The organism is Rhodanobacter sp. PCA2 (assembly GCF_013620825.1).
Classification (GTDB): Bacteria; Pseudomonadota; Gammaproteobacteria; order Xanthomonadales; family Rhodanobacteraceae; genus Rhodanobacter_A.
This window is the reverse complement of sequence record NZ_NJIC01000016.1, coordinates 35,695-56,191: the sequence shown is the minus strand read 5'-3', so window position 1 is coordinate 56,191 and position 20,497 is coordinate 35,695. Positions and strand designations below refer to the sequence as shown.

Genomic DNA, 20,497 nt, shown 5'->3' with positions numbered 1-20,497 from the left:
CCGGGTCAGGAACTGCAGGAAAGCATCGAACACCCGGGCTTGTGCCGCGCCCAGTCGGGACGCTTGCGCGCAAAGGCCTCGCGGCCGGGCTGTTCGTCGTACGGATGGCGCAGCACGTCCAGCAGCTCGTGGATGCCGGCGTTGTCGCCCTGCTCCGCCCGCTCGATGGCCTGCTGCGCGAGATAGTTGCGCAGCACGTAGCGGGGATTGGCTGCGCGCATGCGGGCGTGCCGCTCCGCCGGTGGCAAGGAATCGCCGGCAAGGCGGGCGGCGTAGCGCGCCAGCCAGTCCGCGAACGACGCCTCGTGCGCCTGCCGCTTCGCCTCGTCGTAGAACGCCTCGTGCAACGGCTGCAACGCCGGATGCTGCGGATCGAGATCGGCGAGGCCGCGGAACCACAGCGCCATGTCCACCTCGGCCTCATGCAGCAAGGCCTGCAGCGACTGCATCAAGGCCACGTCCTCGTCGCTGCACGCGGCAAGGCCGAGCTTCGCGGCGATGCTGGCGCGGTCCGCTTCCGCATACACGGCGGCGTAGCGGTCCAGCCCGGCCTGCAGCGGGGCGATGTCGCCGAACAAGGGCGCCAGCGCGGCGGCCAGCCGCGAGAGGTTCCACCACGCCACGTTCGGCTGCTGGCCGTAGCGGTAGCGGCGGCGCTGCGCATCGGTGGTGTTCGGCGTCCAGTCCGGATCGTAGTCGTCGATCCAGCCGTAGGGGCCGTAGTCCAGGGTGAGGCCGAGGATGGACATGTTGTCGGTGTTCATCACCCCGTGCACGAAACCCACGCGCATCCAGCCGGCCATCAACTGCGCGGTGCGCGCGCAGATCTCGCCGAACCAGTCGCCGTACAGGCTCTCGCCCTGCCCCGTGAGACTGGGAAAATCACGGCGGATGGTGAAGTCGACCAGCTGCCGCAGCAGCGCCGTGTCGCCGCGCGCGGCAGGCAACTCGAAGCTGCCGAAGCGGATGAAGGAAGGCGACGCACGGCAGACGATGGCGCCGGGTTCCGCCTGCGGATGGCCGTCGTAGAGCATGTCGCGCACCACCGCTTCGCCGGTGCCGACCAGGCACAGCGCGCGCGTGGTGGGAATGCCCAGGTGGTGCATCGCCTCGCTGCACAGGAATTCGCGGATCGAGGAACGCAGTACCGCGCGCCCGTCGGCGCCGCGCGAATACGGCGTGGGGCCGGCGCCTTTCAACTGCAGCTCCCAACGCGCTCCATCCGCCGCGACCGCCTCGCCCAGCGAGATCGCGCGGCCGTCGCCCAACTGGCCCGCCCACACGCCGAACTGGTGGCCGCCGTAGTTCGCCGCCCAGGGCTGCATGCCCGGCATCAGCGCGTTGCCGCCGAACACCTGCGCGAAACCGTCGCTGGCGGCTTCGTCTGCATCGAAACCCAAGGCCGTGGCCATTTCCGCCGAATGGGCGAGCACACGTGGCGCCGCGACGGGCGTGGGCAGCACCTGCGTGTACAGCGCGCCGGCGACTTCGCGCGGGCCGGGCGCGGCCGAGGGATCGCCAGGGAGTTCGCGGAGGAAGGCGTTGTCGAAGTGCAGTGGGAGCATGGGGAGATGGTAGCTCGCCGTCTGCACATGCCCCAGAGCGGGGCGCGTTGTTGATGTCTGGAAAGTGCTTCCTGCACTTTCCAGACTCGCCCGCACGCGGCCCGGCTCCGCAGTTTGTTTGTCCGTAGCCGGGCTGCCCGGCGCCGCCTTACTTCAGCGGCTTGCGGAACCGGTACGCGAACTGGTCGGTGTGGCCGCGTATCGACTTGTCGAACACCGCGGCCGTGTGCGGGTCGGCGGGGTTGCGCAACACGTCGCTCTCGCCATCGAACACGAAGCCGGCAGCTTCCACTTCCTTCTTCACCGCGGCCGGATCGATGCGGTGCAAGGTGTCGGTGTCGGCCAGGCCCGAGCCGGCCGGGGCCACGTGGTCGATCACCACGAACACGCCGCCGGGCTTGAGCGCGTCGTACACCGCCTTGTCGAACTTCGCCATGTCCACCGGCCCCATGAACGGATCGTGGTAGTCGTGGTAGTTCTGCGCGGTGAACACCACGTCGACCTTGGCCGGCACGCTGAGTTCGGCAGACGGCTGCTGCAGCAGGCTCACGTTCGCGTAGTGCGGCGTGGCCACCAGCTTCTGCCATTCCGCGTAGCTCTTCGCCGCGTATTTCGCCATGCCTTCCGGCCACACGGTATAGACGTGGCCCTGCGGCCCCGCGATGGCGCTGAACATCCGCGTCCAGTAGCCCTTGCCGGGCACCAGTTCCAGCACCTTGTCGCCGGGTTTCACCTGGGTGAAGCCCATCACAGCCGCCATCTGGCGACGCGCGTCGTCCTTCGCGTCGGCGGCGCGGACGGGATCGTTCATCGCGGTGGCGACGTAGGCGGGCACAGCCTGGCTGCCGGAGGATCCGGCGGGCGCGGCAGCGGCAGGGAGGGCGAGCGCGAGCAAGGCGGCAAGAACGGTAGTGCGCATGACGGACTCCGCTTTCGGCGATGGGGTGCCGATTGTGCACCCGTTCGCCGGTCGCGGTGTCCATGCCGGATGAAGCCGGAACTTCAATCCTGCCGCAGCGGCCAACTGGCCAATTGGCGGTAGTCCCGTTCGCCGGTGCGGCTTTCCAGCAGCGCGAGTTCGCGCACCGGCCAACGCAGCGGCGCCACCGCCACTTCCGGCAGCATCGCGCCGCCGTAGGCCAGCGTGACGTGCGGCACGAAGCGTCGCTCCAGCCTCAGTCCCGGCACTTCCTGCAGCAGCCGGTCGTGCCATTGCCGCCACAAGCGCCGCAGGGCCTCCGGCAACACGCGACCGCACAGCACGCGTGGCGGCTGGCGCCCGTCGAAGCTGCGCAGGCGGTCCAGCGTCCAGTCGAACGCGCCGCCCGGCAGGCTGGCTGCCACCCGTTCCGCACCCGCGACGAGGCCCAGCGGCGGCGCCGGATGGCTGCCCAGGAAGTGCAAGGTGGCGTGGTAGCGTCGGGGGTTCACCCGCCGGAACCCGCGCTCCGGCGCCATGCCCGCCGCGGCCGCGGTCTGCGCCAGCGCAAGGCGGGTATCCGCATCCGGCTGCAGCGCGAGAAACAGCTTGCTCGCGCCTTCGGCGTTCCCGCTGGTCGAATCGCTCGTGCTGCGGTGCATGATCCATCGATGGGTGGCAGGGACGAAAAATGCTGCCCCGAATATGCGTATTTGCGCAGCTTGCGCAAGCTCTGCGTTGTGGACGGAAGCAGAGTGGGCGACACCGCTGTCGCACCGCACTATCCGAACCGGACGCCGAGGGCAGTCGGGTGATTGTGTACGTATCATGAATGCCGCTAAAGTACTGCCTACGGCCACACAGGGGTGGCCGAGGGTTGAAGCATGCACATAGCGCTGACCCGCTCCACAGTGGAACGTGGAGTACGCAGGGTCGCAGGGATGCTTGCCGGAAAGTACATCGAGGCAACCGTTCCCAAGCCGTTGCCGGTGACCGTGCCGGCACTGGTCACCTGGCTCTCGGAAACACACTCGCGACGCGCCGACGAGGATGCCCGGCGCGCGATGCTTTGCGACGTGGATTGAGCGGACAGCGCGCGCCCGTCAGTGCACGGGCGCGGCCGTTGGCGGTTGCGCGGTCAGCAGTCCCCGGATGGTGCGCAGCTTCGCCTTGAGCTGCGTCTCGTTCGCCGCGCCCAGCCGCAGCATCAGCTTCCGCCCCACCGACAGCGATTCCAGCGCCGGATCGACGTAGAGATAGCGCCCCTGCACCAGCTGCAGCGCAGGCGGCTGCGCCGGCTCGGGCGCCGCGAGCATGTCGTCGATCGCGGCAATCAGCCGATCGTTGAAATAGCCCCTGGGATAACCGAGTTCGCGATAGGCCTGCTGGAACAGCGGATAGCTGTGCACGTACCAGGCCACCAGGGCTTTGGGATCGGCGTGCTGCACGATGCCCATGTAGGGCGCGTAGCGATCCGCGTTGCGCTTGTCGGCAGTGAGGATGCCCTGCGTCTCATGGGACTGGAACGCGCCGCGCGGCGTGCGCAGCGGCAGGATGAAGCTGCTGCCCAGCGTGCGCCGCGGCAAGGCGTCGACCGTGGTCACGATGCGGGTCACCAGTTGCTCCGGCACCAGCAAGCCTTTCAGCGCCCCGCCTCCCAGCCCGTACAGCGCCGCGCCCACGCTGGCGTCGCTGTCGCCCAGCGCAGGCAGCGGCGCGGTGGATGCCGGGGCCGGCGCCTGCCCGATCGGATGCTGGATCGCGGTGGTTGCGGCGGTCGCGGCCGGCGCGGCCGCGCTGGTGGAGGCGGCCGCGGTGGACGGCGTGGCGGGCTGCACGCCGGCGTTCGGCTGGGTGGCGCGCCAACCCACGTAGGCCGCGACCGCGGCGATCGCCGCCACCGCGATCACCGCCATGGTCCACCCGCTGCTGCCCGACTTGCGCCTGTTCGCCACGATCCACCTCCGCACCCGCTGTCTCCAACGGAGTTCGACTCGCGTGCGGCCGAATCGTTCAGTGCACGGCGGCCGTGCTCACACCTTCAGCCGGTAACCGGTCTTGAAGATCCACCACACCGTGGCCAGGCACAACACCAGGAACGCCAGGGTCGCGACCAGGCTGATGCCCACGCCCACGTCGGCCAGGCCGTAGAAGCTCCAGCGGAAACCGCTGATCAGGTACACCACCGGGTTGAACAGCGTCACCTTCTGCCAGAACGGCGGCAGCATGTGGATGGAATAGAAGCTGCCGCCGAGGAAGGTCAGCGGCGTGATCACCATCAGCGGCACCACCTGCAGCTTCTCGAAGTTGTCCGCCCAGATGCCGATGATGAAGCCGAGCAGGCTGAAGGTGATCGTGGTGAGCAGCAGGAACGCCACCATCACCAGCGGATGCGCGATGGAATAGTCCACGAACAGGCGTGCCGTGGCCAGGATGATCAGCCCCACGATGATCGCCTTGGTGGCGGCCGCGCCCACGTAGCCCAGCACGATCTCCAGGAACGACAGCGGCGCGGAATGCACCTCGTAGATGGTGCCCACGAATTTCGGGAAGTAGATGCCGAACGACGCGTTGGACACGCTCTGCATCAGCAGCGACAGCATCACCAGGCCGGGGATGATGAAGGCGCCGTAGTGGATGCCTTCCACGCTGGTGATGCGCGAACCGATCGCCGAACCGAACACCACGAAGTACAGCGAGGTGGACACCACCGGCGAGGCCACGCTCTGCATCAGGGTGCGCCCGGTGCGGGCCATTTCGAAGCGGTAGATCGCGCGTACGCCGTACCAGTTCATGCGCCCTCCTTCACGAGTTGCAGGAAGATCTGTTCCAGCGTGTCCTGCCGCGTGCTGAGGTCGCGGAAGCGGATGCCGGCAGCGGCCAGGTCGGCCAGCAAGCCGGTGATGCCGGTGCGTTCGCCCTGGGTGTCGTAGTTGTAGACGAGTTCGTTGCCGCCCGCGGCCAGCTCCAGGTGATGGGGCGCGAGCGCGTCGGGCACCGCATCCAGCGGCTCGTGCAGCTGCAGCCGCAGCTGCTTGCGGCCCAGCTTCTGCATCAGCGCGGCCTTCTCTTCCACCACCACCAGCTCGCCCTTGTTGATCACGCCCACGCGGTCGGCCATCTCCTCGGCCTCCTCGATGTAGTGCGTGGTGAGCAGGATGGTGACGCCGCTCTCGCGCAGGCGCCGCACCATCGCCCACATGTCGCGGCGCAGCTCCACGTCCACGCCGGCGGTGGGTTCGTCCAGGAACAGCAGCCGCGGCTCGTGCGACAGCGCCTTGGCGATCATCACGCGCCGCTTCATGCCGCCGGACAGCATCAGGATCTTGCTGTCGCGCTTGTCCCACAGCGACAGCTCCTTCAGCAGCCGCTCGATGTAGGCGTCGTCCGGCGCCTTGCCGAACAGGCCGCGGCTGAAGCGCACCGTGTTCCACACCGACTCGAACGCGTCGGTCTTCAGCTCCTGCGGCACCAGGCCGATCATCGAGCGGGCGGCGCGCCAGTCGCGCACGATGTCGTGGCCGTCCACTGTGATGCTGCCGGCGCCCAGGTTGACGATGCCGCAGATGATGCTGATCAGCGTGGTCTTGCCCGCGCCGTTGGGTCCGAGCAGGGCGAAGATCTCGCCGCGGCGGATCTCCAGGTCGATGTGCCTCAGCGCCTGGAAGCCGCCGGGATACAGCTTGTCCACTCCGCGCACGACGAGGATGTCGTCGGTCGCCGTTCGTGCCACTGCATTCATGCCCGCCTCCGGATTCGAGAGGAAATACCCAAGCCGCTTGCTTCCCTGTCCGTCATCCCGGCCTGCGCCGGAACGGCGAACGCATTTCAGGCCTGCTCCGCTGCCACGACGCCCAGTGTCGGCTCATCGTCGCGGCGCAACGCGAAGCGCGCCAGCAGGAAGGCCGCCACCGCGCAACCGGCGATACCGCCCACCATCGGCAAGGCGGTGCCATCGAGGAAACGCCCCACCACCGCGATCACCAGCGCGCCGGTGACGAATTGCAGGGTACCCATCAGCGCCGACGCGGTGCCCGCGATCGGGCCGTGCCGGTCCAGCGCCAGCACCGCCGTGGTGGGCATCACCAGGCCGAGGAAGCCGTAGCCCACGAACAGCAAGGCCATCAGCAGATCCAGCCGGTCCGCGCCCGCGGCGGTCAATGCCAGCAGGGCCAGCATCGCCGCGGCGTAACCGATCACTGCCGTGCGCACCACCCGGCGCAAGCCGTAGCGGCCGCCCAGCCAGCCGGTGAACTGCGCCGCGCCGATGAAGGACACCGCGTTCACCGAGAACGCCAGGCTGTACTGGGTGGGCGTGAGCCCGTAGTGCTCGATCAGCACGAAGGAGGAATTGGCAAGGTAGGTGAAGAAGCTGGACACCCCGAACGCGCCGATCATCACCAGGCCGAGGAACTGGCGGTCGCGCAGCAGCGTGCGGTAGCCCGCCAGCGCCGAAGCCACGCTGCTCGCCACCCGCTGCTCCCTGGTGCGCGTCTCCTTCAGCACGAACGCCGCCAGCAGCAGGCCCAGCACCGCCGCGCCCGCCACCACCCAGAAGATGCCGCGCCAGCCCGCCAGCCGGATCACCAGGCTGCCGGTCAGCGGCGCCAGGATGGGCGACACGCTGAACACCAGCATCAGCAGCGCCATCAGCCGCGCCGCGTCGTTGCCGGTGTGCATGTCGCGCACGATGGCGCGCGGTATCACCATGCCGGCGCAGGCGCCCAGCCCCTGCACGAAGCGGGCGGCGATCAGGGTGTGGATGTCCGGCGCCAGCGCGCAGCCGATGCTGGCCAGCGCGAACAGGCACAGGCCGAAATAGATCGGCGGCTTGCGCCCGAACATGTCCGACAGCGGCCCGTAGATCACCTGCGCCGCCGCGACCGCCGCGAAGAACGCCATCAGGCTCATCTGCGCCGTGTCCACGTCCGTATGCAGCCCGCGCTGGATGCCGGGCAGCGCAGGCAGGTACATGTCGATGGCGAACGGGCCGATGGCCGAGAGCAGGCCGAGCACCAGCGCCGCTCCCAGCATGCGGGACGTCATGGCGAAACCTCGATGGAGATGCGGGGACGTGAAGGAGAACAGCCATGGCAACGCGCCGTCGTTCGCATGCCAGGGGCCGGCAATATTAAACCAATGGGTTTTGAAATCAACCGGACGCAGGCACGGCTGCCTTGCCGCGGACGCAGGAATGGACCGGGGAACGCCCGTACGGCCTGCGCCGCGCCAGCCGGCGCGTGGTTTCGACCCCGGGACCAAGCCTCCATTCGGCCACGGCTTCCCTCATGCAACTTTCAGGTTGCATGTGATCCCCGATACGCCTAACCTGCAACCCCGGGGTTGCCGATGACCCTGCGCGGAGGATTCCATGAACACCCAGCCAGTCGCCGACCGCATCGAACGGCAGATCCTGTTGCAGGCCCCGCGCGCCAAGGTCTGGCACGCCCTGGTGGACGCCGAAAGCTTCGGCGACTGGTTCGGCGTGGACCTCGAGGGCCAGCGTTTCGTCGCCGGCCAGACCGCGCGCGGCCACATCACCTACCCCGGCTACGAGCACCTGATGTGCGAAATGCAGATAGAGCGGATCGAGCCGGAACGCCTGTTCTCCTACCGCTGGCATCCCTACGCGGTCGACCCCGCCGCGGATTATTCGCGGGAGCCCACCACGCTGGTGGAATTCACCCTGGAAGACGGCGCCGACGGCATCCTGCTGCGCCTGGTCGAATCCGGTTTCGACGGCATTCCGCTGGCCCGCCGCGCCGAGGCATACCGCATGAACAGCGGCGGCTGGGACGAGCAGATGGCGAACATCCGCAACTACCTCGCCGGCCACTGAGCGCGCCATGCCGAAACACGCCGCCTGGCAGGACAGCGCGCCGGTGTTCGCCGCGCTGGGCGACGCCACGCGGCTGCGCCTGCTCGCCGCGCTGTGCGCCGGCGGCGCGCTGTCGATCGCGCAGCTCACCGCGGGCACCGCGATCACCCGCCAGGCGGTCACCAAGCATCTGCAGGTGCTGGCGGACGCCGGGCTGGTGCGCGACAACCGGCTGGGCCGCGAACGCCGGTGGGAACTGGAACCGTCGCGCATCGACGCCGCACGCGAGGCGCTGGACGCGATCGCGGCGCAATGGGACCAGGCGCTGGCACGGCTGAAGCGGCGGGTCGAACACTGACACTCGCGGCTCACTCGGCGTCGCAACCGCCCTCGTCGATCTGCCGCAACTCGCACTCCACCTCCCAGCCGTCGCCGTGCACCTCCAGGAAGCGGCGCGCCAGCGCCAGCGCCTCGTCCATCGACGCCGCCTGCAGCATCGCGTAACCGGCGACCACCTCCTTGGTCTCGGCGAACGGGCCGTCCACCACCGTCTGCCGGCCGTGCGACAGGCGCACGCGCTTGCCTTCGGCGGTGGGCCGTAGCCCGGCGGTGTCCAGCAGCGAACCGGCCGCGCTCATTTCGGCCATCAGCCGGCCCATGTCATCCATCAGCTTCGCGTCGGGCTTCTGGCCCGCGCGCTCGTTGATCCGCACCATCGAAAGGAATCGCATCCCGTTTCTCCCGCAGTCATGGCGCCGCAGGCGTGCGGCGTCCGGGAAACGACGAGCAGCGACAACGCGGATCGACATGGGGTCGAACGGGTTGCCTCAAATGCGAATAACTATCATTATTGCACGCCCTTCCACGACCGGACCGCCACGCGAATGCGCCTCAACGACTTCATGCACCGCTACGGCACCCCGCTTACCGCGGGCCTGTTCACCGTCTCCGCCGTCTCGGGCGTGGCGCTGTTCTTCCACTGGGCGCCGCGCACCTTCCACGCCATGCATGAATGGCTGAGCATGCTGCTGCTGGCGCCGTTCGTGCTGCACCTGGTGAAGAACTGGAAGCCGCTGGTGGCCTACGCGAAACGCCGCACGCTGCTCGTCCCCATCGCGCTTTCGCTGCTGGCAGCGGTGCCGTTCGCGCTGACCGCGGGCAAGGGCCGCGCCGCGAACCCGGTATTCCAGACCGTGACCCTGATGACCCAGGCCAGCCTTGCCGACCTGGCGCCGGTGCTGCAGGCCTCGCCCGAGGAACTGCTGCGCCATCTGCAGCAGCAGGGCTACCAGGCCGCATCCACCGGGGACACGGTCGCCGCCATCGCCGCCGCATCGCAGGCCAAGCCCAACGATGTGCTGTATGCGATGTTGCCGGGCCGCCGCGTCGACAAACCCGCGCGCGGCTGAGCCCACGCTGCACTGGTCCCCCACCACGCCCAGGCGCCTGCGCCCGCAGCCGGCGCCGGCCCCGGCGGCAACGGGCCCGCTGCACCGTTGATCCACCCCAACCCAGGAACGGGGTTCGCCAGGCACGCGAAGGAAATATTTCTTGACTTCATGTCAATAATATCTAACATCACGTTTGCCAAACCAAACTCGGAACCTGCCCCCATGCCCTCCTTCGAAAAGCGTGCCTGGCTTTCCCTGTGGAGCCAATGTCCGCCCTACATCGTCTATTTCCTGATCCAGGGCCTCATGCCCACGGTGTTCACCACGTTCCTGGAGCGCATCGCCTGCCTCGCCGTGGTGGCCAGCGTGCATGCGATCGCCTACCTGGTCGGCCTGGCGCTGATGAAGCGGCAGGAACGCGGCGAGCCCCTGCTGCTGGACGAACGCGACCGCGCCATCGACGGACGCGCCACCCGTATCGCCTACTTCGTGCTGCTCACCGGGATGATCGTGGTCGGCGTGGTGATGCCGTTCACCGATACCGGCTGGAAGATCACGAATACCGCGCTGTTCGCGATCGTGCTCGCGGAGACGGTGCGCGACGTGCTGATCGTGACGGGTTACCGAGGGAAGGCCCGCCTTGCCCACTGAGCCGCTCACCAACGAGGTGCGCCTGCTGCGTTTCCTGGCGCAGGACATGACCCAGGCCGAACTGGGCCAGCGCGTGGGGCTCACCCGCCAGACCATCGCCGCGATCGAACAGGGGCGCTACTCGCCGTCGCTGGAAGTGGCGTTCCGCATCGCCGACGTGTTCGGCAAGCGGCTGGAAGAGGTGTTCCACTGGAACCCCGGCGCCACGGCGAAAACCGCCGACGCGAAGTAGGCACGACCGCACCCGCACCGCGCCGCCACCGGCATGTGCTCGCGCCTGCACCAGGGGAAAAGACGCGCAGGCGCTACCTGCGCGCCGCGATGATCTGGTCGAGGTAGTCCGGCGTGCCGGCGATGCGCTCCAGGTGCGGGTACTGCAGGCCGCCGTGGTAGTCCACCGGCACGGTCTGCATCTGACCCTGGTATTTCAGCAGCAACTGGATCGGCGCCTTGCCGGTTTTGGCCGCCACGATCGCCTCCTTCAGCGCGTCGCGCGTATAGGCCTGCCCGTTCACCGCCACCACGGTGGCGCCGGTGCTGACGCCGGCCTTGAAGGCGGGGCCGCCCCAGCGCACGTCGTTGATGCCGCCCTGCTTGTCCACGGTCAGGCCGATCGACCAGGCGAAGTTGTACATGTGGCGCGAAGACTCCGGCCGGCTGTCGTACTGCTTCTCGTAGGCGCTGGGCTGGTCGGTGTAGACCAGCTTCCAGCCCGAGGCGGCGAGGCCGTCGAGCAGCGGCGGATTCAGCGCGTCGGCACGCGCGCGGAGGAAGCCGGCCCAGTCGAACGGCGCCACGCCGTTCAACGCGGCCACCACGTCGTCGAAGGTATAGGGCTTGGTCACGAAGCTGCCGTTGTCCACGCCGAAGAAGGCCTGCGCGAAATCGTCCAGCGACTTCTTGCCGTGGGTGAGTTCGCGCAGCTTGGCGTCCGCCGCCAGCCACAGCATCTGGCCGCCGGAGTAGTAGTCCTCGCTCATCTGCCAGCTGCGGTACGGCAGCGCGGAGCGGTGCGCGGCGGTGGCATCGTTGGTGGTGTCCTCCAGCGTGCGCCACTGGAAGCCGGGGCGGTTGCGGTCGTAGTTCGCCGCCACCATCGCCAGCGCATCGCGGAACTGCTCCGGCGTCCACAGGCCGGCGCGCGCGGTGAGCACGAAGCCCCAGTACTGCGTCTGGCCCTCGTACACCCACAGCAGCGAATCGCCCATCGGCACGTTGAAGTTCGGCGTCAGGAGATCGGCCGGGCGGCGGAACTTGCCGTTCCACGAGTGCACGTATTCGTGCGCCAGCAGGTCGCGGTTCGGCGCGTTGTCGGCCCAGGCGGTGAAGTAGTCGGCGTCCATGCCGTCCTCGCTGGACTGGTGGTGCTCCAGGCCGTTGCCGGCCAGTTGGTCGGACAGCGAGAACAGGAAATCGTAGTGGTCGTAGTGGTGCGAGCCGAACAGCTTCACCGCCTGGCTCACCAGCGCGCGATGCTGCTGCAACTGCTGCGGCGTCATCTCCAGGTACTTCGGCGCGTCGGCCACGATGTCCAGGTGCACCGGCGCCCCGCCGGGCGGGGTCAGGTCCACGCGGCTGAAATGGCGGCCGGCGTACATCGGCGAATCGACCAGCGTGTTGTAGCTCACCGGCTTGAACGTGGTGGTGGCGCCCGACTGCGTCGCCGTCTCCAGCGCCGAACCGAACTGCCAGCCCTGCGGCAGCACCACGCTGGGCGCGAAACGGATGCCGCGCGTGTAATGTCCGGCCGGATACAACGACATCTTGTCCCACTCCAGCATCAGCATGCGGTCGGTCATCTCGTAGCCGTCGCGGCGCGGCGACAGGTACTGGAAATCCGCATCGATGCTGGCGACGCCCGCGGGCACCTCGAGATGGAACGCGTACACGTCGTACTTGTCGCGCTTCCACGCGATTGGTTTGCCGTTGGCGCTGAGCTTCAGCCCCGCCAGCATCGCGATCGGGCCGCTGGGCGAATGGGCGCCGGGTATCCACTCCGGATAAAGCAGGGTCAGCTTGCCGGCCTCGACCGGGATGCTCTCGTGCACGCGGAAGATGCCCTGCCGCACGTCGCTGGCGTCGACGTGGATGGCGATGGTGCCCGGATACGCCGTGTCCTGCGGCGCCGGCACCTGCGTGCTGCGCGATACCTGCGCGCCGGCGGCGCCGGCCATGAGCGCCAGCGACACGGCCAGGGCGAGGCGCGCCGCGACGTGGCGACGGACAGCTTGTGGACGCGTGGACGGAACACGGGACATGGCGGCACCTGCAGGCGGCTCGGGATTTCCCCAACTTAGCACCAGCGCCGGCCCGCGCGAGGGTGACGACTGGCACTGTGCGACGATGGGCATCGCCATCGCCGAGGAGATCGCCATGACCGCCAGTCACCAACCGCAGGATGTCGCGCGCTTCTGGCGCGAGGCCGGCCCGGACAAATGGTTCGCCAGGGACGCGGCCTTCGACCGCGAATTCGCCGCGCGCTTCGGCGAAGCCCACATGGCCGCCGCGCGGCGCGAACTCGACCACTGGCTGGACGAGGCCGAGAGCGCGCTGGCGCTGCTGATCCTGCTCGACCAGTTCCCGCGAAACGTGTTCCGCGGCACGGCGCACATGTTCGCCACCGACCCGCTGGCGCTGTCTCTGGCGCGGCAGGCGGTGGCGCGCGGCCACGACCGCGCGGTGGAACCGGCGCTGCGCGTGTTCTTCTACCTGCCGTTCGAACACAGCGAGGCGCTGGCCGACCAGGACCGCTCCGTGGCGCTGTGCGAAGGGCTGGACGACTACGCGCGCTACGCAGACATCCATCGCGACGTGATCGTCCGCTTCGGCCGCTTTCCGCACCGCAACGCCGCGCTCGGCCGCGAGACCACGGCCGGGGAGCAGGCGTTTCTCGATGCAGGCGGTTTTGCCGGCTGAGCGTCAGGCGAGCTTGCGCGCCGCCGCCACCACGTCCGCCACGCCCGGCAGCACCAGGAAGGCCGCGCCCGCCAGCGGGGTGAAGGTGTCCGCGCCCACCACGCGTTCCAGCGGCGTGGCACCCAGGCCCGCTTCCACGATGGCGGTGATCACGCCCTCGCCCACGCCGGCGCTCTTGCGGCCCTCGTCGAGCACCAGGATGCGCTTCGCGCTCTTCGCCTGCGCCGCGATGAAGGCGTCGTTGAGCGGCGCGAGCCAGCGCAGGTCGACCACGCGCACCTTCCACTTCAGCTCGGCCTCGATGCTGCGCGCGGCGCGCAGCGCCATCGGCACACCGTTGCCGAAGGTGAACACCACCAGGTCGTTCGCCTGCCCGTCGTAGACGCGGCCCTCGCCCAGCGGCATCGCCTCGCCCGGTGCGGGATAGGCGAACTGCCACTGGCCGTCGCCGGCTTCGTGGAGATCCTTGGTCATGTACAGCGCGATGGGTTCGAGGAAGGCGCACACGCGGCCGTCCACCTTCGCCAGCGCGGTGAGCGTGCGCAGCATGGTCGCCGCGTCGTCGCCGCGCGAAGGACAGCCCACCACGAGGCCCGGGATGTCGCGCAGCGCGGCTATCGAGTTGTCGTTGTGGAAGTGGCCGCCGAAGCCACGCTGGTAGCCGAGCGAAGCCACGCGCATCACCAGCGGGTTGCGGTACTGGTCGTTGGAGAAGAACTGCAGGCTGGCCGCCTCGCCGCGGATCTGGTCGCCCGCGTTGTGGAAATAGGCGAGGTACTGGATCTCCGGTATCGGTAGCATGCCCATGTTGGCGTAGCCCTGGGCGAGGCCGAGGATGATCGTCTCGTCCAGCAGGGTGTTGAACACGCGCGTGTTCCGGAACGCCTTGTGCAGGCCCTTGGTGACCGTGTACACGCCGCCCTTCTGCGCCACGTCCTCGCCGAACAGCAGCGACTCCGGGTACTTGGCCATGACGTCGTGCAGGGCCTGGCCGATCTGGATCGCGAGATGCCGCGGCGGCTGGTTTTCCGGCAGCTTGTCGGCGCCGCCGAAGGCCTTGAGGCGCGCATCGGCATAATCAGCGCGTTCGGCTTCGGCCTTCACCACCGCCGGCGTGTAGGGCGCCAGCGGTTTCATCACCTCGTCCAGGCGCTCCAGCTTGGGCCGGCGATCGGCCTCCTCTGCGGCGGCGAAGCAGCGCCTGCGCACGGATTCGTTGAGTTCCAGCAGCGCATCCTTCGTGTACAGTCCCGACTCCAGCGCGATCGCCGCCGAACGCAGCAGCGGATCGCTTGCTTCCACCGCCACCAGTTCCTCGATGCTGCGCCACTCGATCTCGAAGTCGGTGCCCGCGTGGCCCATGATGCGGGTGGTGCGCAGGTGCAGGAAGGTGGGCCGGCGCGTGCCGCGGCAATGCTCCACCGCGCGCTGCACCTGGGCGTAGCCGTCGGCGAGGTCGAGGCCGTCGGCGTAGAAATAATCGAGGTTGGAGCGCGACTGGAAGTTGCTGGCCACCCAGCCGGTGGGCGTCTTCACCGAGATGCCGATGCCGTTGTCCTCGCACACGAAGAGCACCGGCGCGGGCAGCTTCTGGTAGGCCGTCCACGCCGCCGCGTTGAACGCGGTCTGCGCGGTGGCGTGGTTGCTGGAGGCGTCGCCGAACGAGCAGATCGCGATGGAATCCTCCGGCACCGGCAGCACGTGGCCGATGCGCCGTGCATGGTCGATGGCGACGGCCGTGCCCAGCGCCTTGGGCAGGTGCGAGGCGATGGTCGAAGTCTGCGGCAGCACCCAGAGCGGCTTGCTGCCCCACACCTTGTGACGCCCGCCGGAGGCGGGGTCTTCCGCGCTGGCGGCGAAGGACAGCGCCGAATCCATCACCGGGTCCATGCCCGGCAGCTTGCGGAAGCGCTCGGCCATGAAGCCGCCGCTGCGGTAGTGCAGGAAGGCCGGATCGGTGTGGCGGGTCAGCCGCGCCACCATCGCGTTGCCTTCGTGCCCGCTCGAACCGATGGTGTAGAACACCTTGTTCTGCACGCGCAGCACGCGCGCCATCAGGTCGAGGTGGCGCGAGATCAGCTGCGATTCCAGCAGCTCGCGGAAGCCGCGCGCATCCAGCGCGCTGCCCGGCAGCACCGGCGCGTCGTCGCGCGGCGCCGCGCGCACGTCGCCCCGCCATCCGGCGACGAACTCGGTGAAGTTCTGGTCGACGATCTCGGCGCGGTTGAAGCCCTTGTGGCGGGCGGCGATGGGAGCGGGTGTGGTGGTCATGGCGATGTCGTGTGGTGGCTCGGCCGCGTGGCCGTCAGGAAGAGGAAACGATGGACAGCACGGAGGGCTGGCGCAAGCGGCGCAGGCTGTTGGCGCGGGCGCGATCCTTGTCGCGGCCGAAGGCATCGAGGATGCGGATCTGGTCGTCCAGCGACGGCACCGGCACGGCCAGCCCCTGCACGCCGACCAGCACCAGCCGGCCCGGCGACACCGGCTGCCAGCCTTCACCGCGGTCGAGTTCCAGCCCGCCCATCACCTCCACCGGCAGGCCCGGGAAGCGGTAACGGGCGAAGCGCGAGCGGAAGCGGTCGTCGTCGGCCGGCGCATGCGCGGCGTCGCGGCGGTCGGCCCACAGCGCCGCCAGCGCATCGGCATCGGCGCGGGAAACCAGCACGTCGACGTCGGCCACGTCCACCTCGGCGCCGAGCAGGCGGGCCGCCGCGCTGCCGACCAGGCACCACGGCTCGACGCAGTGCACGTGCAGCTCGGGCACCAGCTCGGTGAGCGCGACGAACAACGCGGGCGGGATGTGGCTCATGCGTAGAAACAGGCGTGCATGAGCACGCGTTCGGTTTCGATGCGGATGTCTTGCAACCCTATGCGGAACATGCCGACCCCGGTGCCGGTCCACCCTCGCCGTCATTCCGGCGCAAGCCGGAATCCAGTGCCTCGGGCGTTGGCTTGAAAGGCGCTGGATCCCGGCCTGCGCCGGGATGACGATCAGAAAAATCAGAACGCGTTGATGCCCGTCAGCTCGCGTCCCACCACCAGCTCGTGCACGGTTTCGGTGCCTTCGTAGGTGATGACCGATTCCAGGTTCAATGCGTGGCGGATCGCGCCGTGCTCGGTGGTGATGCCGGCGCCGCCGAGGATGTCGCGGCACTGGCGCGCGATGTCGATGGCCATGCGGCAGTTGTTCCACTTCGCCAGCGACACCTGGGTGGGCTGCATGGCGCCGGCATCCTTCAAGCGACCGAGCTGCAACGAGAGCAGTTGCGCGGTGGTGATGCGGCGGGCCATGTCGGCCATCTTCAACTGGACCGCCTGGTTCGAGGCCAGCGGGCGACCGAACAGGATGCGTTCGGCGGTGTACTCCAGCACTTCCTTGAGGCAGGCCTGCGCGGCGCCGATCGGGCCCCAGGTGATGCCGTAGCGGGCCTGGGTGAGGCAGCCCAGCGGGCCCTTCAGGCCCTTCACGTTGGGCAAGCGGTTGGCGTCGGGCACACGCACGTTGTCGAAGAACAGCGCGCTGGTGACCGAGGCGCGCAGGCTCATCTTCTTGTGGATCTGCTGGGCGGTGAAGCCGGGCGCATTCGTCGGCACGATGAAGCCCTGGATGCCGTCCTCGGTCTGCGCCCACACCACGGCGACCTGTGCGAGGTTGCCGTTGGTGATCCACATCTTGGCGCCGTTGATGATCCAGTCGCTGCCGTCCTTCTTCGCGTGGGTCTTCATGTTGGCCGGGTCGGAACCGCCATGCGGCTCGGTGAGGCCGAAGCAGCCGATGACCTCGCCCGCCGCCATCTTCGGCAGGTATTCCAGCTTCTGCTCCTCGCTGCCGTAGGCGTAGATCGGATACATCACCAGCGAACTCTGCACCGAGGCGAAGCTGCGCAGGCCCGAATCGCCGCGCTCCAGTTCCTGGCAGATCAGGCCGTAGCTCACGCCGCTCATGCCGGCGCAGCCGTACTTCTCGGGAATGGTGGCGCCGAGCACGCCCAGGCCGGCGATTTCGGGAATCAGTTCGACGGGGAAACGCGCCTGGTCGAAGCAGTCGCCGATGATCGGCAACACCTTCTCGTCGACGAAGCGGCCGACGGTGTCCTGCACCATGCGTTCCTCGTCGGTGAGCAGCGAGCGGACGTCGTACAGGTCCAGCGGGTTCAGGCGGGCGGCGGCCATGTGCGCTCCAGCGGCGGGCAGGAAAACGACGATTCTAGCGGGCGGCGCCGCCGCGGTCATGGCCGGGTGCAGCAGCGGCGCGGCGTGCGATCATGCGCGCTTCGTCCCCGCCCCGGAAACCTCATGCTCAAGGGTGTGCTGCTGGGCTTCGCCTGCTTCGCTGCCTACGCCATCAGCGATGCTTTCGTGAAAGCCCTGCATGGCAGCGTGCCGCCCTACGAGTCGGTCTTCTTCGGCGGCCTGCTGGGCCTCGCCGCCCTGCCCTTCGTGATGGACAAGGGCGACGGCTGGCGCGACGTGTTCGTCGCCCGGCGGCCGAAACTGTGGTGGGTGCGCGCGCTGGCCGGCGCGCTGGGCAACATCTGCTCGGTCACGGCGTTCACCCTGCTGCCGATGGCCGAGGTGTTCTCGATGATCTTCCTGATGCCGATCTTCGTGACCATCCTGTCCGTGCTGCTGCTGAAGGAGCATGTGGGCTGGCGCCGCTGGATGGCGGTATTCGCGGGTTTCGCCGGCGTGCTGGTGGTGCTGCGCCCCGGCTTCCGGGAGCTGGGACTGGGGCATGTGGCGGCGATCGTGTGCGGCATCGCCGCCGCGCTGTCGGTGGTGGCGCTGCGCATGGCCGGCAGCGCAGAAAAACGCGTGAGCCTGTACGGCGCCGGCGCCGTCGGCCCGCTGGTCGCCGGCGGCCTGCTGATGCTGCCGCACTTCGTCTGGCCCGATCTGCACCAGTCGCTGCTGCTTGCCGGCTACGGCCTGCTCGCCGCGTTCGCCGGCGTGCTGCTGATGCACGCCACCCTGCTCGCGCCCGCCAACCGTGTCGCTCCCACCCAGTACAGCCAGATGCTGTGGGCCATCGCGTTCGGCTACTGGTTCTTCGGCGACCATCTCGACTGGCCGATGCTGATCGGCATCGCGATGATCCTGGGCGCGGGACTCTTCACCCTGGTGCGCGAGGAGAAAAAGACTTCGTGGTGGAAGCGCACCAGGATGGTCTGATGCCGTCCCACGCCCACCAGCCCATGCCTTGCGAACCCACCCCGACATGACCGCCCAGACCGCGCAGCATCCCAATCTCGCTCTCTCTCCCATCGTCGCCGGCCTGTGGCGGATCGCGGACTGGAACCTCGACGTGGCGCAGCGCGTGCGCTGGATCGAGGAGGCGCTGGCACTGGGCATACACACCTTCGACCATGCGGACATCTACGGCGATTACCGCGCCGAAGCCCTGTTCGGCGAAGCGCTGCGGGCCGCGCCTGCCCTGCGCGGGCGCATGCAGCTGGTGACCAAGTGCGGCATCCGCCTGCGCTCGGCGCAGCGGCCGTACCGGCTGAACCACTACGACACCTCGGCCGCCTACGTGCGCGGCCAGGTGGAGCAGTCGCTGCGCAAGCTGCACACCGAACAGCTGGACCTGGTGCTGATCCACCGCCCCGACTACCTGATGGACGCCGCCGCGCTGGCGGACACCTTCGCCGCGCTCACCGGCGAAGGCAAGGTGGCGCACTGGGGCGTATCCAACCACACCGCCAGCCAGTTCGCCCTGCTGCACCGGCACCATCCCCTCGCCACGAACCAGGTCGAGCTGTCGCCGCTGCACCTGGACGCGCTGGACGACGGCACGCTGGACCAGGCCCAGCAACTGGGCCTGCGCCCGATGATCTGGTCGCCGCTGGGCGGCGGCCGCCTGTTCTGCGGCGACGACCCGCAGGCGCTGCGCGTGCGCAGCGAAATGGCGACGATCGCCGCACGCCTGGGCACAACCATCGCCACGCTGGCCTACGCCTGGATCCTGCGCCACCCGTCGCGGCCGCATCCGATCACCGGCACCGGCCGCATCGACGGCCTGCGCGAAGCGGTCGCCGCGCTGGACCTGCGGCTGGACGCGGAGGACTGGTACGCGATCTGGACGGCCGGCAAGGGCCACCCGGTGCCCTGAGTCAGCGGTTGCTCACGCCGTGCGGCACGTGCCCCGTGGCGACGTGCCTGCGCGCGGACTCCACGTTGGCCGGCGAGTCGTCGAAGAAAATGTCGGCGCCGAAGGCATCGAGGAAGGGGCCCTTGTCGCGGCCGCCGAGGAACAGCGCCTCGTCGATACGCACGCCCCAGCGGCGCAGGGTGAGGATAACTCGCTTGTGCGCCGGCGCGGAACGCGCGGTGACCAGGGCGGTGCGGATCGGCGAGTTCTCGGCGGGGAACGCCGCCTGCAGCCGATGCAACGCGGTGAGGAAGCCGCGGAACGGGCCGACCGACAGCGGTTCGTCCGCATGTTCGGTCTCGTTGCGGTGGAACGCTTCCAGTCCTTCCTCGCGCGACACGCGCTCGCCTTCGTCGCCGAAGATCACCGCGTCGCCGTCGAAGGCGATGCGCAACTGCTCGCTCATCCGCGGCGGCGCCACGCTGGGCAGGATGGTGGCCGCGGCCACGCCGGCCTTGAGCGCGCGCGCCACGTCCTCGGCGTTGGCGGACAGGAACAGGTCGGCCTTGAACGGCGCGATGTAGTCGGAGGTGGGCGCGCCGCTGGTGAACGCCGCGCGGCTGATCTGCAGGCCGTGGTGCTGGATCGCGTTGAAGATGCGCAGGCCGGTGTCGCCGGAATTGCGCGACAGCAGGATCACCTCCACCGGCGGCACGTCGCCCGCCAGCTTGTTGAGGTCCAGCAGCTTCTGCACCAGCGGGAACGCCACGCCCGGCTGCAGGATCTCGTTCTCGTGCTCGATCTGGAAGTTGCGGTAGGCGTCCAGGCCCTCGCGCTCGAACAGCGCGTGGCTGTTGCCGAGGTCGAACAGGGCGCGCGAGGAGATCGCCACCACGAGGCGGTTGTCGTTGGCGGAGGAAGGATCGTGGGCAGGCATGCGGCCAATCTAGCGCATGGCGGGGGTGTGGGGTGAGGCGGGGTTGCCGCAGTGGGCGCGTTGTGTGCGATGGCCAGGATGGATGGCCGGGGTCGGAAGCTACCGCGCGCAACGTGTCTTCCGTGCAGGGCGGCCCCTCACCCCGGCCCTCTCCCCGGAGGGGAGAGGGAGACAAGCAACGCGCACACTCCGATCTTCCCCGGAGGGGA

General features: G+C 68.9%; 22 protein-coding genes. 9 read left to right on the top strand and 13 right to left on the bottom strand.

Going from position 1 to position 20,497, the window contains the following annotated elements:
- Nucleotides 1-5 precede the first annotated feature (5 nt).
- The 3 genes from PCA_RS05995 to PCA_RS05985 all read right to left on the bottom strand — a co-directional run bounded on the left by PCA_RS05995 (nucleotide 6) and on the right by PCA_RS05985 (nucleotide 3,146).
- On the bottom strand, nucleotides 6-1,565 hold the full coding sequence (locus PCA_RS05995) for a YdiU family protein (RefSeq protein WP_181301686.1): 1,560 nt from the start codon (nucleotides 1,563-1,565) through the stop codon (nucleotides 6-8).
- A 148-nt stretch (nucleotides 1,566-1,713) separates the two neighbouring features.
- Nucleotides 1,714-2,484, bottom strand: coding sequence for a class I SAM-dependent methyltransferase (locus PCA_RS05990; protein ID WP_181301685.1), 771 nt, complete (start codon nucleotides 2,482-2,484; stop codon nucleotides 1,714-1,716).
- 83 nt (nucleotides 2,485-2,567) lie between these two features.
- Nucleotides 2,568-3,146 carry a 2'-5' RNA ligase family protein gene (locus tag PCA_RS05985; RefSeq protein WP_181301684.1) on the bottom strand — a complete coding sequence of 193 codons (579 nt, stop codon included), beginning with the start codon at nucleotides 3,144-3,146 and terminating at the stop codon, nucleotides 2,568-2,570.
- A gap of 279 nt (nucleotides 3,147-3,425) precedes the next feature.
- Between PCA_RS05985 and PCA_RS05980 the strand changes: the two genes are divergently transcribed.
- On the top strand, nucleotides 3,426-3,569 hold the full coding sequence (locus PCA_RS05980; protein WP_181301683.1) for a hypothetical protein: 144 nt from the start codon (nucleotides 3,426-3,428) through the stop codon (nucleotides 3,567-3,569).
- Nucleotides 3,570-3,587: 18 nt separating this feature from the next.
- Here PCA_RS05980 and PCA_RS05975 read toward each other — a convergent pair whose 3' ends face one another.
- The 4 genes from PCA_RS05975 to PCA_RS05960 form a co-directional block, all read right to left on the bottom strand.
- Nucleotides 3,588-4,439: a DUF3014 domain-containing protein gene (locus tag PCA_RS05975; RefSeq protein ID WP_343204417.1), complete on the bottom strand. Its 852-nt coding sequence runs from the start codon at nucleotides 4,437-4,439 to the stop codon at nucleotides 3,588-3,590.
- Nucleotides 4,440-4,517: 78 nt separating this feature from the next.
- Nucleotides 4,518-5,279, bottom strand: a complete 762-nt coding sequence (locus PCA_RS05970) for an ABC transporter permease (protein ID WP_181301682.1) — start codon at nucleotides 5,277-5,279, stop codon at nucleotides 4,518-4,520.
- Nucleotides 5,276-6,226 carry an ABC transporter ATP-binding protein gene (locus tag PCA_RS05965; protein ID WP_181301681.1) on the bottom strand — a complete coding sequence of 317 codons (951 nt, stop codon included), beginning with the start codon at nucleotides 6,224-6,226 and terminating at the stop codon, nucleotides 5,276-5,278. The genes PCA_RS05970 and PCA_RS05965 overlap by 4 nt, the downstream gene beginning before the upstream one ends.
- 86 nt (nucleotides 6,227-6,312) lie before the next feature.
- Nucleotides 6,313-7,530 carry a multidrug effflux MFS transporter gene (locus tag PCA_RS05960; RefSeq protein ID WP_181301680.1) on the bottom strand — a complete coding sequence of 406 codons (1,218 nt, stop codon included), beginning with the start codon at nucleotides 7,528-7,530 and terminating at the stop codon, nucleotides 6,313-6,315.
- 325 nt (nucleotides 7,531-7,855) lie between these two features.
- Between PCA_RS05960 and PCA_RS05955 the strand changes: the two genes are divergently transcribed.
- Both PCA_RS05955 and PCA_RS05950 read left to right on the top strand, forming a co-directional pair.
- The gene (locus PCA_RS05955; protein ID WP_181301679.1) at nucleotides 7,856-8,323 is read left to right on the top strand and encodes an SRPBCC family protein; all 468 of its coding nucleotides are present in this window, start codon (nucleotides 7,856-7,858) and stop codon (nucleotides 8,321-8,323) included.
- Nucleotides 8,324-8,330: 7 nt separating this feature from the next.
- Nucleotides 8,331-8,660 (top strand): metalloregulator ArsR/SmtB family transcription factor, encoded by a 330-nt coding sequence (locus PCA_RS05950; protein WP_181301678.1) that lies wholly within the window; start codon nucleotides 8,331-8,333, stop codon nucleotides 8,658-8,660.
- A 10-nt stretch (nucleotides 8,661-8,670) separates the two neighbouring features.
- Here the strand turns inward: PCA_RS05950 and PCA_RS05945 are convergent, their stop codons facing one another.
- Nucleotides 8,671-9,033 carry a YciI family protein gene (locus PCA_RS05945; protein ID WP_181301677.1) on the bottom strand — a complete coding sequence of 121 codons (363 nt, stop codon included), beginning with the start codon at nucleotides 9,031-9,033 and terminating at the stop codon, nucleotides 8,671-8,673.
- Nucleotides 9,034-9,186: 153 nt separating this feature from the next.
- On the opposite strand from PCA_RS05945, the gene PCA_RS05940 reads away from it, so the two are divergent.
- From PCA_RS05940 to PCA_RS05930, 3 genes are all read left to right on the top strand, one after another.
- Nucleotides 9,187-9,711, top strand: coding sequence for a DUF4405 domain-containing protein (locus tag PCA_RS05940; protein WP_181301676.1), 525 nt, complete (start codon nucleotides 9,187-9,189; stop codon nucleotides 9,709-9,711).
- A 204-nt stretch (nucleotides 9,712-9,915) separates the two neighbouring features.
- Nucleotides 9,916-10,344, top strand: a complete 429-nt coding sequence (locus tag PCA_RS05935) for a hypothetical protein (RefSeq protein ID WP_181301675.1) — start codon at nucleotides 9,916-9,918, stop codon at nucleotides 10,342-10,344.
- 16 nt (nucleotides 10,345-10,360) lie between these two features.
- Nucleotides 10,361-10,576, top strand: coding sequence for a helix-turn-helix transcriptional regulator (locus PCA_RS05930; RefSeq protein ID WP_343204420.1), 216 nt, complete (start codon nucleotides 10,361-10,363; stop codon nucleotides 10,574-10,576).
- A gap of 73 nt (nucleotides 10,577-10,649) precedes the next feature.
- Here PCA_RS05930 and PCA_RS05925 read toward each other — a convergent pair whose 3' ends face one another.
- On the bottom strand, nucleotides 10,650-12,602 hold the full coding sequence (locus PCA_RS05925; protein WP_181301674.1) for a M61 family metallopeptidase: 1,953 nt from the start codon (nucleotides 12,600-12,602) through the stop codon (nucleotides 10,650-10,652).
- Between the two features lie 115 nt (nucleotides 12,603-12,717).
- Here PCA_RS05925 and PCA_RS05920 point away from each other — a divergent pair, with 115 nt between their 5' ends.
- The gene (locus tag PCA_RS05920) at nucleotides 12,718-13,260 is read left to right on the top strand and encodes a DUF924 family protein (RefSeq protein ID WP_181301721.1); all 543 of its coding nucleotides are present in this window, start codon (nucleotides 12,718-12,720) and stop codon (nucleotides 13,258-13,260) included.
- A 3-nt stretch (nucleotides 13,261-13,263) separates the two neighbouring features.
- Here the strand turns inward: PCA_RS05920 and PCA_RS05915 are convergent, their stop codons facing one another.
- From PCA_RS05915 to PCA_RS05905, 3 genes are all read right to left on the bottom strand, one after another.
- A complete protein-coding gene (locus PCA_RS05915) occupies nucleotides 13,264-15,531 on the bottom strand; it encodes a thiamine pyrophosphate-dependent enzyme (protein WP_181301673.1) in 2,268 nt (755 codons plus the stop codon).
- A gap of 34 nt (nucleotides 15,532-15,565) precedes the next feature.
- On the bottom strand, nucleotides 15,566-16,069 hold the full coding sequence (locus PCA_RS05910; protein WP_181301672.1) for a hypothetical protein: 504 nt from the start codon (nucleotides 16,067-16,069) through the stop codon (nucleotides 15,566-15,568).
- Nucleotides 16,070-16,260: 191 nt separating this feature from the next.
- Nucleotides 16,261-17,433, bottom strand: coding sequence for an acyl-CoA dehydrogenase family protein (locus PCA_RS05905; RefSeq protein ID WP_181301671.1), 1,173 nt, complete (start codon nucleotides 17,431-17,433; stop codon nucleotides 16,261-16,263).
- Nucleotides 17,434-17,556: 123 nt separating this feature from the next.
- Between PCA_RS05905 and PCA_RS05900 the strand changes: the two genes are divergently transcribed.
- Nucleotides 17,557-18,432, top strand: coding sequence for a DMT family transporter (locus PCA_RS05900; RefSeq protein ID WP_181301670.1), 876 nt, complete (start codon nucleotides 17,557-17,559; stop codon nucleotides 18,430-18,432).
- A gap of 46 nt (nucleotides 18,433-18,478) precedes the next feature.
- Nucleotides 18,479-19,372 (top strand): aldo/keto reductase, encoded by an 894-nt coding sequence (locus tag PCA_RS05895; RefSeq protein WP_181301669.1) that lies wholly within the window; start codon nucleotides 18,479-18,481, stop codon nucleotides 19,370-19,372.
- Nucleotide 19,373: 1 nt separating this feature from the next.
- Here PCA_RS05895 and PCA_RS05890 read toward each other — a convergent pair whose 3' ends face one another.
- Entirely contained in the window at nucleotides 19,374-20,288 is a 915-nt protein-coding gene (locus tag PCA_RS05890; protein ID WP_181301668.1) for a 5'-nucleotidase, read from the bottom strand.
- Nucleotides 20,289-20,497: the final 209 nt, after the last annotated feature.